Source organism: Streptomyces sp. NPDC002104, from assembly GCF_053593795.1.
On the sequence record NZ_JBSFDF010000020.1, the window covers coordinates 14,254 to 28,983 of the forward strand.

Annotated in this window: 12 protein-coding genes; 5 read left to right on the plus strand and 7 right to left on the minus strand. The window is 73.0% G+C overall.

Features of this window, described 5'->3' with window-relative positions; all coding sequences use genetic code 11:
• The first annotated feature begins 38 nt into the window (after window positions 1–38).
• Window positions 39–2,144 carry an FG-GAP repeat domain-containing protein gene (locus tag ACWCP2_RS18705; protein WP_450909677.1) on the plus strand — a complete coding sequence of 702 codons (2,106 nt, stop codon included), beginning with the start codon at window positions 39–41 and terminating at the stop codon, window positions 2,142–2,144.
• A 48-nt stretch (window positions 2,145–2,192) separates the two neighbouring features.
• Here the strand turns inward: ACWCP2_RS18705 and ACWCP2_RS18710 are convergent, their stop codons facing one another.
• Entirely contained in the window at window positions 2,193–3,068 is an 876-nt protein-coding gene (locus ACWCP2_RS18710) for an SDR family oxidoreductase (RefSeq protein ID WP_450909678.1), read from the minus strand.
• A gap of 110 nt (window positions 3,069–3,178) precedes the next feature.
• Between ACWCP2_RS18710 and ACWCP2_RS18715 the strand changes: the two genes are divergently transcribed.
• Complete coding sequence (locus tag ACWCP2_RS18715) at window positions 3,179–3,589, plus strand: winged helix-turn-helix transcriptional regulator (RefSeq protein ID WP_450909679.1); 411 nt, start codon at window positions 3,179–3,181, stop codon at window positions 3,587–3,589.
• Window positions 3,590–3,608: 19 nt separating this feature from the next.
• Here the strand turns inward: ACWCP2_RS18715 and ACWCP2_RS18720 are convergent, their stop codons facing one another.
• From ACWCP2_RS18720 to ACWCP2_RS18730, 3 genes are all read right to left on the minus strand, one after another.
• Window positions 3,609–4,349, minus strand: a complete 741-nt coding sequence (locus ACWCP2_RS18720; RefSeq protein ID WP_450909754.1) for a PP2C family protein-serine/threonine phosphatase — start codon at window positions 4,347–4,349, stop codon at window positions 3,609–3,611.
• Window positions 4,350–4,417: 68 nt separating this feature from the next.
• Window positions 4,418–5,092: a hypothetical protein gene (locus ACWCP2_RS18725; RefSeq protein WP_450909680.1), complete on the minus strand. Its 675-nt coding sequence runs from the start codon at window positions 5,090–5,092 to the stop codon at window positions 4,418–4,420.
• Window positions 5,093–5,162: 70 nt separating this feature from the next.
• Window positions 5,163–5,798, minus strand: coding sequence for a TetR/AcrR family transcriptional regulator C-terminal domain-containing protein (locus ACWCP2_RS18730; RefSeq protein WP_450909681.1), 636 nt, complete (start codon window positions 5,796–5,798; stop codon window positions 5,163–5,165).
• Window positions 5,799–5,919: 121 nt separating this feature from the next.
• On the opposite strand from ACWCP2_RS18730, the gene ACWCP2_RS18735 reads away from it, so the two are divergent.
• Both ACWCP2_RS18735 and ACWCP2_RS18740 read left to right on the plus strand, forming a co-directional pair.
• Window positions 5,920–7,449 (plus strand): APC family permease, encoded by a 1,530-nt coding sequence (locus tag ACWCP2_RS18735; protein WP_450909682.1) that lies wholly within the window; start codon window positions 5,920–5,922, stop codon window positions 7,447–7,449.
• Window positions 7,450–7,588: 139 nt separating this feature from the next.
• The gene (locus ACWCP2_RS18740) at window positions 7,589–9,196 is read left to right on the plus strand and encodes an amidohydrolase (RefSeq protein ID WP_450909683.1); all 1,608 of its coding nucleotides are present in this window, start codon (window positions 7,589–7,591) and stop codon (window positions 9,194–9,196) included.
• A 150-nt stretch (window positions 9,197–9,346) separates the two neighbouring features.
• Here the strand turns inward: ACWCP2_RS18740 and ACWCP2_RS18745 are convergent, their stop codons facing one another.
• From ACWCP2_RS18745 to ACWCP2_RS18755, 3 genes are all read right to left on the minus strand, one after another.
• On the minus strand, window positions 9,347–10,252 hold the full coding sequence (locus ACWCP2_RS18745) for a phosphatase PAP2 family protein (RefSeq protein ID WP_450909684.1): 906 nt from the start codon (window positions 10,250–10,252) through the stop codon (window positions 9,347–9,349).
• A 176-nt stretch (window positions 10,253–10,428) separates the two neighbouring features.
• On the minus strand, window positions 10,429–11,469 hold the full coding sequence (locus ACWCP2_RS18750) for a LacI family DNA-binding transcriptional regulator (protein WP_450909685.1): 1,041 nt from the start codon (window positions 11,467–11,469) through the stop codon (window positions 10,429–10,431).
• Window positions 11,470–11,495: 26 nt separating this feature from the next.
• Complete coding sequence (locus ACWCP2_RS18755) at window positions 11,496–13,229, minus strand: glycoside hydrolase family 13 protein (protein ID WP_450909686.1); 1,734 nt, start codon at window positions 13,227–13,229, stop codon at window positions 11,496–11,498.
• Window positions 13,230–13,448: 219 nt separating this feature from the next.
• Between ACWCP2_RS18755 and ACWCP2_RS18760 the strand changes: the two genes are divergently transcribed.
• Entirely contained in the window at window positions 13,449–14,729 is a 1,281-nt protein-coding gene (locus tag ACWCP2_RS18760; protein ID WP_450909687.1) for an extracellular solute-binding protein, read from the plus strand.
• Window position 14,730: the final 1 nt, after the last annotated feature.

Here is a 14,730-nt window from a genome sequence, read left to right on the forward strand (position 1 = left end):
ATCTGATGCATCTCACGCCCGGGGGGGGCCTTTTCCTCATGACTCCGCATTCCCGCGCGATGCTCGGCGCCGCGCTCACTCCCGTCCTCGCGCTCGCGATCGCCTCGCCGGCCGCCCTCGCGGCACCCACGGCGGCCACGGCCACCCCGGGCCCTGCCCAGGACGCGTCCACCGCCGCGGCCGCGGCCCCGCAGCTCGGTCCGTGGACCAAGCCCACCCGGCTGAACCAGTCGATCGGCAGCATGATGACGCTCAAGGACGGCTCCGTGGTGGCCTTGTCGGGCGACAGGGTGCTGCGGCGTCCCGCCGGGGCGACGGGCTGGATCACCATGGGCTTCAACCAGTCGGCGGAGTACAGCCTCGGCCCTCTCACTCCGCTGCCCGACGGCTCCGTCCAGGTGTTCGCCACCGCCAAGGACAGGACGACCTGGACCGCGATGCTCGCGCCGGGCGCCACGGAGTTCTCGGCGGTGCAGCGCCTCGAGAGGTACTACTCCACCCGCGTCGAGGGCAGCGCCTCGGGGCACGTCGTCGCCGCATGGTTCATGGAGGGCGAGGTCTACGCCTCCGAGCGGACGGCGCAGGGCATCTGGTCGGTTCCGGTCGTTCTGAACGCGCCGGAGGTTTCCGCCGGCGGCGACGTGTCCCTCGCGGTGGCCAACGACGGTACGGCGCTGGTGTCCTGGTTCATCGAGGACGAGGGCGAGGACGGCGGCCCCACGGTGCGCCGGTACCAGACCGCGGAGAAGGCCGCCGGCGCCGCGAAGTGGAGCACCCCGCGCGATCTCGCACTGACCGGCGACGAGCCCCAGGCCGTGCAGCTCTTCCCGCGCGCCAAGGGCGGGTTCCACATGGTGTGGAAGGGGACGGGCGGGCGCGAACTGTCCTACGCGCGGCGGTCCGCCGGTACCATGTCGTGGAGCCCGGCCGAGCTCATCGGCACCGGGGGCGGCAACTTCATCGCCCGCGTCGAGGCGCCGATCGATCTGCCGAACGGTGACGTCTTCCTGGTCGGTGTGGCGTCCATGTCGCCCTGGTACGGCGTGCGCTCGGAGGCCAAGGGGGCCTGGGCGACGGGTCAGCGCTTCCCGGCCTCCGAGGCCGGTACCTACTCCATGAGCAGTGTGCGCGCCGCCGACGGCACGGTGGTCGTCGCCTGGAACAGGGACGGCCGTTCCTGGGTGTCCACGTTCGCGGGCGGTACCTGGGCGACCCCCACGTTGCTCAGCGCGTCGAGCGGCCCGTACTTCGACCTGTCCCTCGACCACGAGGGCCGCCCGCTCGTGGTGTTCAGCCAGGACGAGCCGGATGCCGAAGGCATCGACCGATCCATCCGGTACCTGACGGCCACCACCCCGCGCAAGCCCCCCGTACGGCGCGACCTCACGGGCGACGGCAAGGCCGACGTCCTCGGGCTCTCGACCGCGGGCAACCTCAAGCTCCTCTCGGGAGCGGGTCTCACCAAGGCCCCGTTCACCGTGCCCGGCTGGGACCCGGCCGCCGAGGTGCTGCCCTTCGCGGACCTGAACGGCGACCGCTGCAACGACGTGTTCGTCCGGCTGCCCGGCGGCGAGGCCCGTATGTACACCCCGGTGTGCGGCGGGCTCCCGTCGCCCGGGTCGGCGTACAGGAAGATCGCCTCGGACTGGAAGGCGTACGACTCCTTCTCCGCCCCCGGGGACCTCACCGGCGACGGCCGCACCGACCTGCTGGCCCGCGAGGCCGCCACCGGCACCCTCTACCTCTACGCCGACAACGGCGCGGGCGGCTTCGCCGCGCGGGTCAAGGTCGGGCCGGGCTGGAACACGTACAAGAAGATCATCGGTGCGGGTGACCTCACCGGCGACGGCAAGGCCGACCTGCTCGCCCTCGACGCCTCCGGCGAGCTGTGGCGCTACAACGGCACCGGGAACGGCAACGGCACCGGCACCTTCAAGAGCCGGGCCCTGGTCTTCAAGGACTGGGGCGGCAGCTACAAGGACGTCGTCGGCGCCGGGGACCTGAACGGCGACGGCAAGGCGGACCTGCTGTCCCGTGACACGGCGGGCCGGCCGTGGCTGAACGCGGGCAACGGCACCGGTGGCTTCGGCAACCGGACCGCCATCGGCACCGAGCCGGTCTGGAACCACACGAAGATCTCCTAGGGCCCGCAGTCAGGCCCCGAGCCGCTTCCGGCGGCTCGGGGTCCGTGCTCAGCCCGCGTTCGGTGCCTCCGCCACCGCCTCCGCGACCGTCACCGCCAGCGGGGTCGTGGGGCGGCCGATGAGGCGGGACAGGTCGCCCGAGGTGCCGGCCAGGCGGCCGCGCTCGATGGCGAGGTCCACGTCGACCAGGATCGCGGCGAACGGCGCCGGGACACCCGCGCCGGTGAGGACGGCGTGGTGTTCCTCCGGGGCCACGGCCGTGTACGCGATCTCCTGCCCGGTGGCCTGCGCCACCGCCGCCGCGTACTCCGCGAAGGACCACGCCACGTCGCCGCTCAGCTCGTACGCGCGGCCGAGGTGGCCCTCCCCGGTCAGTACGGCCGCGGCCGCCGCCGCGTAGTCGGCCCGCGCGGCCGAGGCCACCCGGCCCTCGCCCGCGTTGGAGAGGACCGCTCCGTGCGCGAGCACCGGAGCCAGGTTGCGGGTGTAGTTCTCGGTGTACCAGCCGTTGCGCAGGAAGGTGTACGGCAGACCCGAGGCGAGGATCAGCTCCTCGGTCGCCCGGTGCTCGGCGGCCAGGTCGAAGTCCGCGTCGGGTCCGCCCAGGACACCGGTGTACGCGAACTGCGCCACCCCGGCCCCCTTCGCCGCGTCGATCACCGCGGCGTGCTGCGGCACCCGCTGGCCCACCTCGCTCCCGGAGATCAGCAGGACGCGGTCGCCGGAGCGGAAGGCCCCGGCGAGGGTCTCCGGCGCGCTGTAGTCGGCGATGCGCAGTTCGACGCCCAGGGCGCCGAGCGGGGCGGCCTTCTCCTTGTCGCGGACGACCGCGGCGATCTCCCCTGCGGGGATGCCCTGGGCGAGCAGCTCGTCGATGACGAGACGGCCGAGGGCTCCGGTGGCTCCGGTGACGACGATGCTCATGGCGGGTTCACTCCTGGATCTGTGCCTTGCTCCCCGTTTCCGGGCTGTGTACTCACCGTACGGCGGACACTAACCAAACGACAGTACCCACTTTGAAGTAAGGTACTGGCATGGGAGTGAGTGAGATGCGCGAGAAGCTGGTCCAGGCCGAGGCCATGTGCCCGCACCGGCTGGTCCTGGAGCACGTCACCAGCCGCTGGGGCGTCCTCGTGCTGGACGCCCTGCTCGACCGCTCGTACCGGTTCAGCGAACTGCGCCGGGGGATCGGGACGGTCGCCAAGGTGAGCGAGAAGATGCTGACCCAGACCCTCCAGACGCTGGAGCGCGACGGTTTCGTGCACCGGGACGCCAAGCCCGTCATCCCGCCCCGCGTCGACTATTCGCTCACCCCGCTGGGCCGCGAGGCCGCCGAGCAGGTCCGCGCGCTCGCCCTCTGGACGGGGGTGCGGATGGAGGAGGTGCAGCGGGCGCGCGAGGCCTACGACGAGGCGAAGCGGCAGCAGGCGGCCGCCCTGGAGTAGGGGGTGTCCGGGCGGGACCTCAGGCGCCGATGCGCACCAGCGCGAGGGTGATGTTGTCGGGGCCCCCGGCCTCGATGGCGGCCCTCCACAGCTCGAAGGCGGCCTTGCCGTCGTCGTGCGCCCGCAGCACCTCCTCGATGACCTCGTCGGGCACCGGGTCGGTCAGCCCGTCGGTGCACACCAGGTAGCGGTCTCCCGTGGTCAGCGGAAAGGCCGCCACGTGCGGGGTCAGGACGTGCTCGGCGCGGCTCCCGCCGAGGGCCTGGGTGACGGCCGAGGTCGTGCGGTGCCCGGGCAGCGGAGGAGGGCTGTCGTCCACGCTGATCTGGCGCAGTCCGTCATCGGTCACGTGGAACACCTTGCTGTCGCCCACGTTGAACGACAGCAGCGATTCCGCCATGACCAGGGTCCCCGCGACCGTGGTCCCCATCGAGGTCAGCTCCGGACGGCCTGCGGCGGCGCCGTGCACCGCGCGGTTGCAGAGGTTGAGCGCGTCCTCGACCGCCTCGGCTCCGTCCATCGTGGGGCCGAGCAGCGCGAGTTCCCGTACGACCAGCTCGCTGGCGACCTCGCCGGCCGGCTGCCCGCCGAGCCCGTCGGCCACCGCGACCACGAGCGGTCTGCCGAGGGGGAAGACCAGCGTCTGGGGGCTGCGGGTCGTGGTCCCGCACAACGTCCACGGTCCGATGACCAGGCTGTCCTCGTTGTGCTCGCGGACCAGCCCGACATGGCTCAGAGCGGTCACGGCTATGTACTCCACCACGCCACCATTGTCCCGCCGCCGGGCGCCCGGCGCGTGTCCGGCGGCCCGGGTGGGCCGGTGCCGCGTCAGTACCGCGTCCCGGTGGCCGAGAACGGGCCGGTCGCGGGGGCCACGCACTTGTCCGTGACGGCGGCCTCCTCGCCGCCGCCCACCGAGCCCTCCACGCAGAGCCGTCCGCCGTTCTCGCGGAGGTCGAGGAAGAAGTGCGTGGTGGCACCGGACTGCTTGAGGTCGTGGATGCGCTCGTCGGGGTAGCCGGCGGCGTTCAGGGCCGCCCTGACCTTGGCCGGGTTGGGTTCCGCGATCTTCTCGACGGTCAGGTAGACGTTCGACTCGTGCTGGACGCCCGCGCACCAGTCGCGCGTGTCCAGGTCCACCATCGGACCCGCCGTGGGCATGGCCGGCCTGGCCATGCCCTCAGGGGCCTCCACGCCCGGCGGTGCGGGCGGCGGGCTCGGCGGCCCCTCCATGGGGGTGCCCGGAGCGGGGCAGATCTCCGCGATGTCCCGCCGGACCCCCGCGAGGGCCGGCGAGGACAGGCTTCCCATGGGCTTCGCGGCCGCTGCCGGCGTGGCCGGGGCGGTAGGAGCGGCCGGCGCGGCGGGCTCGCCGCCGCCGGTCGCCTTCGCGGTGCCGCACGCGCCGAGCGCCAGCATCGCGAGGGCCGTCAGGGCCAGGGTGAGCCGGGGCCGGCGCGAGGAGCGGGCGAGGGTGCCGGTGGGGCCGTGGGTTCGGGTCATGCGCCCAGTTTCCGATCATGCCGGGACCGGCGCGTGAGTACGCGTACTCACCTGGCCCGGGGGTACTTGCTCAACCTCCTGGCGTGCGCGCGCCGCTCGCGGCGTCCCCGCCGCGCAGGTCCCGCGCGTACGCCAGGAACGCCGTCAGGCCCACCTCGAAGGCGGCCTCCGCGCGGCCCGGGCCCTGGGCGGCGAGGGCCCGGGCGAGCAGCGGGGTGCCCGGGGTCGGCTCCCACATGGCGTCCGGGGCCGCGAGGTCCAGGGCCGAGCCCAGGACCAGGTTCTCCAGGCCCGTGAGCAGCGGCATCACCTGTTCCGCGGTGAAGCCGGCCCGCAGCAGGAGGGCGACCGCCCGTTCGTACTGCGCGAGCACCGCGGGCGCCCGTACCGGGGTGGTCATCAGCAGCGGGATGGCCCGCGGGTAGGCGGCGAAGGCGGCCCGGTACGAGCGGGCCCAGGCCTCCAGGGACCGGTCCCAGGGCTCCGGCGAGGACAGGGTGCCGCCGTCGATCCCCGCGCACACCCGCTCCCGGATCAGCTCGATCACCCCGGCCCGCCCGTCCACATGGTGATACAGCGACCCGGTCTGCACCCCGAGTGCCCGGGCGATCTGGGGGACGCTGAACTCACCCTGCTCGGCGAGCAGTTGCAGGGCGGCAGTGCCGATCCGCTCCCGGTCGAGCAGTGGGGTGCGCGGCCGCGCCATCGTATTTCTCCCGCCGTCAGGTCTTCCCGTACGTCAAAACCGGAGGCTACATTGCCGCAAACCGAAAGCCTTTAGGTTTTCGATTCCCCGCCGCCTGCCGTTCGCAGAAGGGTGCTCCCGCATGCCCGAAACGCCCGAGCCGCCGAGAACGACCACCGACCTGCGCCACGGCGCCCTCGGTACGGCCGACATCTCCTTCTTCGTCGTCTCCGCCGCCGCCCCGCTGACCGTCATGGCCGGCGTCGCCCCCGTCGCGATCCTCCTCGGCGGCATCGGCGCCCCCGCCGGCTACCTCCTCGCCGGCCTCACCCTCGCCGTCTTCGCCGTCGGCTTCACCACCATGAGCCGCCACGTCCGCAGCGGCGGCGCCTTCTACGCCTACATCGCCCGCGGCCTCGGCAAGCGCGTCGGCATCGGCGCCGCCCTGCTCGCCCTCATCGGCTACAACGGCATGGAGATCGGCGTCTACGGGCTCCTCGGCACCACCACCGCCGACACCGGGCACGCCCTCGCCGGCCTCGACATCCCCTGGCTGCCCGTCTCCCTCGCCGGCCTCCTCCTCATCTGGTACGGCGGCTTCCGCTCCATCGACTTCGGCGCCAAGCTGCTCGGCGTCCTGCTCGTCGCCGAGACCGGGATCCTCGTCCTGCTCGCGGGCGGCGTGCTCATCGAGGGCGGCGCCCACGGCCTCTCCCTCGGCTCCTTCGCCCCCGGCGCGGTGCTCGTCCCCGGCACCGCGGCCGTCCTGGCCTTCGCCTTCGCCGCGTTCACCGGCTTCGAGTCCACCGTGATCTACCGCCGCGAGGCCCGCGACCCCGACCGGACCATCCCGCGCGCCACCTACATCGCCGTCGCCTTCCTCGGCCTCTTCTACGCCTTCATCGTCTGGACCGTCATCCAGGCCTTCGGATCCGAGGAAGTCCTCGCCGCGGCTGCGGAGGACCCCGCCGGGCTCTTCTTCACCGCCATCACCACCTACGTGGGCCCCTGGGCGGCCGACCTGATGCACGTCTTCATCGTCACCAGCGTCATCGCCTCCCTCCTCGCCTTCCACAACGCCATCAACCGGTACGCGCTCTCCCTCGCGGAGGAGGGCGTCCTGCCCGCCGCCCTCGGCCGGGTCCACGCGCGCCACGGCTCCCCGTACGTCGCCGGCGCCGCGCAGACCGCCCTCGGCGCCGTGATCGTCCTCGGCTTCGCCCTCGCCGGAGCCGACCCGTACCAGCAGCTCCTGCTCTGGGTGAACACCCCGGGCATGATCGGCCTCATGGCCCTGATGCTGCTCGCCGCCATCGCCGTACCCGTCTACTTCCGCCGCGTCCGGCACGACGAGGGGCCCTGGCGGACCCTGATCGCGCCCGTCGCCGCCGCGCTGCTGCTGGCCGTCGCGATCTGCCTGGTCGTCTCCAAGGTGGCCCTCTTCACCATGGCCTCCACCACCGTCAACATCGTGCTCGTGGCCCTCGTGCCCGCCGTCTTCCTCGCCGGGCTGGCCCTCGCCCAGCGGCTGAAGACCCGCCGGCCCGAGGTCTACGCCCGCTTCGCGGAGGAGCCGGCCGGGGCGGCGGCGCCCGTCGTGCCCGCCGCACCTGCCGCACCCGCGGCGCACGGGGAGTCCGCGGCGCCCGTAGCGTCGGCGGAGCCCGCGTAGCCCGCAGCACCCGTACTGCCCGGCCGGCCGGCGGCCCCGCGCCACCGGCCCGAACCGCCCCGCCGGCCCGATCAGCCCCGCCGGTGCCCGACCCGCCCCGCCAGCCCCACCCGCCCGAACCCCCGCAAGGAGCAGAGCCGTGCCCGCTGCCGACACCGTCCTCACCGGAGCCCGCGTCCGCACCCTCGACCCCGCCCGCCCCGAGGCCCGCGCGGTGGCCGTCCTCGGCGGCGAGATCGTCGCCGTCGGCGACGAGGCTGACGTCCGCGACTGGCGCGGCCCCGGCACCGAGACCGTCGACCTCGGCGGCGCCACCCTCACCCCCGGCCTCACCGACGCCCACAGCCACCCCGTCTGGGGCATCGAGATGGCCACCGGCACCGACCTCTCCGCCGTCACCGGCCTCGACCAGCTCCGCGCCGCCCTGCGCACCGCCGACCGGGGCCCGGGCGGCTGGGTCACCGGCTTCGGCCTCGACCACAACGTCTTCGGCGGCCGCCCCGTCGACAAGGCCCTGATCGAGGAGGCCCTCGCCGGGGCCCCGGCCTTCCTGCGCCTCTACGACGGCCACTCCGCGCTCGCCTCCGGCGCGGCCCTGGCCGCCGCCGGGATCACCGGCCCCCGGGCCTTCGCCCAGCGCTCCGAGATCGTCTGCGACTCCGACGGACGGCCCACCGGCCACCTGATCGAGCACGCCGCGATGGCCCTGGTCGGCTCGCTCGCGCCGAAGCCCGCGTACGGCGAGCGCCGCGAGCGCCTCACCGGACTGCTCTGCGACATGGCCGCCACCGGTCTGACCGGCGCCCACGTCATGGACCTCGGCGACGGGGACGTACCCGCCCTCCTCGCGACCGCCGAGTACGAGGGCGACCTGCCGCTGCGGCTGAACCTCTCGCCCTGGTGCATGCCCGGCGCCACCGGCGAGGACCTGGACGAGCTGATCGAGCTCCAGCGGCTCGCGGGCCGGCACTGGAAGATCGGCGGGGTGAAGTTCTTCATGGACGGCACCGTCGAGGGCGGCACGGCCTGGCTGGAGCACGCCGACTGCCACGGCCGGGGCACCGATGCCTTCTGGCCCGATCCGCAGGCCTACGCCGAGGCGGTACGGGTCCTCGACGCGGCCGGGGTGCGGACCGCGACCCACGCCATCGGGGACGCGGCCGTCCGCCACGTCCTGGACACGGTGGAGTCACTGGGCCTGCGGGGCCGGATGCGGCACCGGATCGAGCACATCGAGACGGTCCCGGACGGCCAGCTCAAGCGGTTCGCGGAGCTGGGGGTGATCGCCTCCATGCAGCCGCCGCACACCGCGTACACCCGGGCCGACCACAGCGACGAGTGGTCCAAGCGACTGGGGGAGGAACGGGCCGGCCGCGCCTGGCGCTGCCGGGACCTGCGCGAGGCCGGCGCGGTGCTCGCGCTCGGCTCGGACTGGCCCATCGCCCACTACGACGCCCGCCAGGTGCTGGCCACCGCCCGCGACCCGCGCGGCGCGGCCTCGGCCGGTACGGGGGCCTGGACCGGGGCGGCCCTGAGCGGGCTGATGGCCCTGGAGGGCATGACCTCGCACGCCGCGCTGGCGGCGGGGGAGGGAGAGGTGGCGGGCCGGATCGCACCCGGCTACCGGGCGGACCTGACCGCCTTCGGCCTGGACCCGGTGGACGCTCCGGCCGACGAGCTGGCCGCCGTCCCGATCCGGCTCACGATGTCGGGCGGCCGGATCACGCACCGCGCGGTATCGGGGTGAGCGGGTCCCGGGTCCACCGCACCGGCCCGGTCCCGGCACCGCACGGCTCCTGAAAAAGCCACCCGGGTCCGGAGGCGGCCCGCTGGAGGTGTCGGAACCCGGGCCGGCCTTCGGAGGCGGACTCCTGGGCAGGTGGCGGGTCCGCTGAGGTCAGCGCCGGAAGCGGCCGAGGGCCGGGTGGTTCAGTACGGCCGCCGCCACCGGGTGGCGGCCGGTCTCCACGGGCCGGCGCGGCAGCCGGTGCGGGAGGGACCCGTACCAGGCGCGGGAGACGGCGTAGCCGAAGGCCAGGCAGAGCATGCCGCCGACGGCGTCGAGCCAGAAGTGGTTGGCGGTGGACACGATCACGACCAGGGTCGCCGTCGGGTAGAGCAGGCCCAGGATCCGGGCCCAGGGGGCGGAGGCGACCGCGAAGATCGTCAGCCCGCACCAGAGCGACCACCCTATGTGCATGGACGGCATGGCGGCGTACTGGTTCGACATGTGCTTGAGGTTGCCCGAGGCCATGGAGCCCCAGGTGTGGTGGACCAGCACGGTGTCGACGAAGTTCTGCCCGTTCATCAGCCGGGGCGGCGCGAGCGGGTAGAAGTAGTAGCCGACCAGGGCCACGCCCGTGGTGGCGAAGAGGACGAGCCGCGTCGCCGCGTAACGCCCGGGATGAAAGCGGTAGATCCAGACCAGCACGCCGATGGTCATGACGAAGTGGAGCGTGGCGTAGTAGTAGTTCATGCCCACCACGAGCCAGGTCACCGCGTTGACGGCGTGGTTGACCTTCTCCTCGACGGCGATGCCGAGGGACCGCTCGACCTGCCAGATCCAGTCGGCGTTCGCGAGCGCGGCCGCCTTCTGCTCGGGCACGGCGTTGCGGATCAGCGAGTACGTCCAGTAGCTGACCGCGATCAGCAGGACCTCGAACCAGATCCGGGGTCGTCGCGGGACGCGCAGCCTGGAGAGCACGGTGCGCTCGGACGACGCCGGGCGGTCCTGGCTCTCGGTCACGGGGGATGACGAGACGTCCGTCCGGGTATCCAGTGTCTTCACGCTCGCTTCACCCATAGGAAAAGAGTCTGCCAGATGGCGACTCGCCTCCGATCATCCCTTGGGACGGTCTTGGGCGCAGCCCCTCCGCCCCCCGGAGGACCGGAGGCCGTGCGTCCCTAGGGGATTCCTCGGGGGTGCGGGACCGGGCCCCAGGTGCTACGGGCCCGGTCGGGCACTACGGCCCCCGCGCCTCAGGCGCGGGCGGTCCCGCGGCCCTGCTGGGGGCCCGACGCGGTCGAGCCGCGGACGACCAGTTCGGGCAGGAACACGAACTCGCTGTGCGGGGCCGGCGTGCCGCCGATCTCCTCCAGCAGGGTCCGTACCGCGGCCTGGCCCATGGCCTGCACGGGCTGGCGGATGGTGGTCAGCGGCGGGTCCGTGAACGCTATGAGCGGGGAGTCGTCGAAGCCGACCACGGACACGTCCTGCGGGACCCTGAGGCCCTGCTGGCGGGCCGCGCGGATCGCGCCGAGCGCCATCATGTCGCTCGCGCACACCACCGCCGTGCAGCCGCGCGAGATCAGCGCCGACGCGGCGGCCTGCCCGCCCTCCAGCGTGTAGAGGGAGTGCTGGATCAGCTCCTCGACCTCTTCCTCGCCGAGTCCGAGCCGCTCCTTCATGCCGAGGCGGAACCCCTCGATCTTGCGGAGCACCGGCACGAACCGCTTGGGTCCGACGGCCAGCCCGATCCGGGTGTGCCCGAGCGCCGTCAGGTGGGTCACCGCGAGCTGCATCGCGGCCCGGTCGTCGGGGGAGACGAAGGGGGCCTGCACCTTGTCGGAGAAACCGTTGATGAGGACGTACGGGACGCCCTGCCCGCGGAGTTGGTCGTAGCGGCCCATGTCGGCCGTGGTGTCCGCGTGCAGCCCGGAGACGAAGATGATCCCGGAGACCCCGCGTTCGACGAGCATCTCCACGAGCTCGTCCTCGGTGGACCCGCCGGGCGTCTGCGTGGCCAGCACCGGGGTGTACCCCTGCCGGGTCAGCGCCTGGCCGATGACCTGGGCGAGCGCCGGGAAGATGGGGTTGTCGAGTTCGGGCGTTATCAGGCCGACGAGTCCCGCGCTGCGCTGGCGCAGCCGTACGGGGCGTTCGTAGCCGAGGACGTCGAGTGCGGCCAGCACGGATTCACGGGTGCCTGCGGCCACACCGGGCTTGCCGTTGAGCACGCGGCTGACTGTGGCTTCGCTGACCCCCGCCTGGGCTGCGATGTCGGCTAGCCGTGCGGTCACGGGATTGGACTGTACCGGTCGGACGTTCACCATGACCACCACGTGCACGAATCCGGGGGAAGCCGGACGGTTCGGCCGTCCGTCTCCACCGGCGCGCTGGACAGGACGGGGCGTCCGGGCGAGGGCATTTCGAGCGGGACCGGGCGGGTGTTGAGCGTGCACGCGAAGCCGGGGCGGGTGAAGAGCAGCACCCCCTCGGGCGCGGGCAGCCACTGCATCCCGGTGGCCCCGGCGCCGGAACCGGGTACGGCCTCGGCCTCGGCCCCGGCGTGCACGGCCTCGGCCCCGGAACCGTGCACGGCCTCGGCCTCGGATCCGGACTCGGCCTCAGCGCCGGACCCGGCTCCCGCCCCCGCGGCCCCGAGCCCCGGCATCGCGCGGCGCAGTTCCAGGGCGGCGCGGTAGAGCTCCAGGGTGGAGTGGGGGTCGCCCGTCTGCGCGGCGACGCTGAGCCCGGCCCAGTCCGCCGGCTGCGGGAGCCAGCTCCCGGCCGGCCCGAAGTCGTACGGCGGCTCCTGGCCGGACCACGGGACCGGCACCCGGCAGCCGTCGCGCAGTCCGTCCTGCCCGTCGCCGCGGCTGAAGGCCGGGTCCCGCCGCGCGGAGTCCGGGAGGTCGGTCACCTCGGGCAGGCCGAGCTCCTCGCCCTGGTAGACGTACGCCGATCCGGGCAGGGCCAGCATCAGCAGCGCGGCCGCCCGCGCCCGGGCGAGGCTGCCGTAGCGGGTGCGGTGGCGCACGACGTCGTGGTTGGACAGCACCCAGGTGGTCGGGGCGCCGACGGCCGCGGTGGCGGCGAGGGACTCGTCGATGACGGTGCGCAGCGCGCGGGTGTCCCACGGGCATTCCAGGAAACGGAAGTTGAAGGCCTGGTGCATCTCGTCGGGGCGGACGTACAGCGCGAGCCGCTCGGAGGTGGGCGCCCAGGCCTCGGCGACCCCGATGCGCGGGACCTCGTAGGAGTCGAGGAGGCGCCGCCAGGAGCGGTGGATCTCGTGGACGCCGTCCTGGTCGAAGAAGGGGAGCGGCTCGGTGCCGATCAGGGTGGCCTGCGCCCCGCGGCCGATGTCCGGCATGCCCGGGGCCTTGACCATGCCGTGGGCCACGTCCACCCGGAACCCGTCGACGCCGAGGTCGAGCCAGAAGCGCAGGACGGCCTCGAACTCCGCCGCGACCTCCGGGTTCTCCCAGTTCAGGTCGGGCTGCTCGGGGGCGAAGAGGTGCAGGTACCAAGCGCCGTCCGGGGTCCGGCTCCAGGCGGGTCCGCCGAAGACCGATTCCCAGTCGTTGGGCGGGAGCTCCCCGGCGGGCCCGCGGCCGGGGCGGAAGTGATAGCGCGCGCGGGCGGCCGGCTCCCCGGCCAGCGCGGCGCGGAACCAGACGTGCTGCTCGGAGGTGTGGTTCGGGACCACGTCCACGATCACCCGCAGCCCCAGGGCGTGCGCGGCGCGGATCAGGTCGTCGGCGTCGGCCAGGTCCCCGAAGAGCGGGTCGACGGCCCGGTAGTCGGCGACGTCGTAGCCGCCGTCCGCCTGGGGGGAGACGTAGAAGGGGGTCAGCCACACCGCGTCGACCCCGAGCCGGGCCAGGTGGGGCAGGTGCTCGCGGACCCCGCGCAGGTCCCCGATCCCGTCGCCGTCGCTGTCCGCGAAGGAGCGGACGTACACCTGGTAGATGACGGCATCGCGCCACCAGCCGCCGCTCGCCGTGGCGTTGCTGGAAGCGCTTGCAAGCCGGGAGGCCGTCAACTCGTGGGTCATATCGGGTCAACGCGCGTACGCGCCCCCTGGTTGCGGGCCCGGACAGTCGAAGAGGGTTCGAACTAACAGCAAGCTGCGGCAACCGTCCGGACACACGGATGTAACGATCACCCCTTCTTGCAGAAAGTTCCCGCAAGGTCTTTCGGTCGGCTTTCAGGCTTGTTACGTTCTCGGCAACTCGGGACGCGAGGCGCGGCCGGGATCATCGAAGGAGTTCATATGCGGCGTGGCATAGCGGCCACCGCGCTGGTCGCGGCTCTGGCGCTCGCGGCGACGGCTTGCGGCGGTGACACCAAGGACGGCGGCGGCAGCGGCGGCGCCAAGGCCGACGGGGAGCTCTCCGGCACGGTCACGTGGTGGGACACCTCGAACGACGCCGAGAAGGCGTCCTTCCAGAAGCTCGCCGAGGCGTTCACCGCAAAGCACCCCAAGGTGACCGTCAAGTACGTGAACGTCCCCTACGGCGACGCGCAGAACAAGGTCAAGAACGCCTTCAGCAGCGGCTCCGAGGCCCCCGACGTGATCCGCGCCGACGTGGGCTGGGTCGCCGACTTCGCCTCCCTCGGCTACCTCGCCGAGGTCCCGGCCGACACGGCCAAGAAGGTCGACGCCGAGTTCCTGCCCCAGGCCGCAGCCAGCGGCAAGTACGAGGGCAAGACCTACGCCGTCCCGCAGGTCATCGACACCATGGGCCTCTTCTACAACAAGAAGATGCTCGCCGACGCCGGCGTCCAGCCCCCCAAGACGCTGGAAGAGGTGAAGACCGCCGCCGCGGCCATCAAGGCCAAGACCGGCAAGGCCGGCCTCTACCTGCGCGGCGACGACTCCTACTGGTTCCTCCCCCTCATCTACGGAGAGGGCGGCGACCTCGTCGACGCGAAGAACAAGACGGTCACCGTCGACAACGCGGCGGGCGTCAAGGCCTTCAAGGCCGCCCGCGACCTGGTCACCTCGGGTGCGGCGATCACCAACGCCACCGACGGCTGGACCAACATGCAGACCGCCTTCAAGACGGGCGAGGCCGCGATGATGATCAACGGCCCCTGGGCCGTGGCCGACAGCTACGCCGGCGACCAGTTCAAGGACAAGACCAACCTCGGCATCGCCGCCGTCCCGGCCGGCTCCGTCAAGGCGGGCGCCCCGCAGGGCGGCCACGACCTCGCCGTCTACGCGGGCTCCAAGAACATCGCCGCCGCGAACGCCTTCGTCGACTACATGACCTCGCAGGAGGTGCAGGTCCAGTCCGCCAAGGAGCTGAGCCTGCTCCCGACCCGGACGGCCGCCTACGAGCAGCCCGACGTGAAGTCCAGCGAGATGGTCCAGTTCTTCAAGCCGGCCGTGGACAAGGCCGTCGAGCGCGCCTGGATCCCGGAGAACGGATCCCTCTTCGAGCCGCTCAAGGTCGAATACACCAAGGCGATCACCGGGGCGTCGAGCCCGGAGGACGCGGCCAAGGCGGCCGGCGTCGAATTCCGCAAGATCCTCAAGGGTTGGAAGTAGC

Bases quoted from the DNA above. Each gene is read 5' to 3' on its own strand.
- ACWCP2_RS18755 (WP_450909686.1), bottom strand. From the start codon at position 13,229: ATGACCCACGAGTTGACGGCCTCCCGGCTTGCAAGCGCTTCCAGCAAC.
- ACWCP2_RS18735 (WP_450909682.1), top strand. From the start codon at position 5,920: ATGCCCGAAACGCCCGAGCCGCCGAGAACGACCACCGACCTGCGCCAC.
- ACWCP2_RS18760 (WP_450909687.1), top strand. From the start codon at position 13,449: ATGCGGCGTGGCATAGCGGCCACCGCGCTGGTCGCGGCTCTGGCGCTC.
- ACWCP2_RS18705 (WP_450909677.1), top strand. From the start codon at position 39: ATGACTCCGCATTCCCGCGCGATGCTCGGCGCCGCGCTCACTCCCGTC.
- ACWCP2_RS18730 (WP_450909681.1), bottom strand. From the start codon at position 5,798: ATGGCGCGGCCGCGCACCCCACTGCTCGACCGGGAGCGGATCGGCACT.
- ACWCP2_RS18710 (WP_450909678.1), bottom strand. From the start codon at position 3,068: ATGAGCATCGTCGTCACCGGAGCCACCGGAGCCCTCGGCCGTCTCGTC.
- ACWCP2_RS18725 (WP_450909680.1), bottom strand. From the start codon at position 5,092: ATGACCCGAACCCACGGCCCCACCGGCACCCTCGCCCGCTCCTCGCGC.
- ACWCP2_RS18745 (WP_450909684.1), bottom strand. From the start codon at position 10,252: ATGGGTGAAGCGAGCGTGAAGACACTGGATACCCGGACGGACGTCTCG.
- ACWCP2_RS18715 (WP_450909679.1), top strand. From the start codon at position 3,179: ATGGGAGTGAGTGAGATGCGCGAGAAGCTGGTCCAGGCCGAGGCCATG.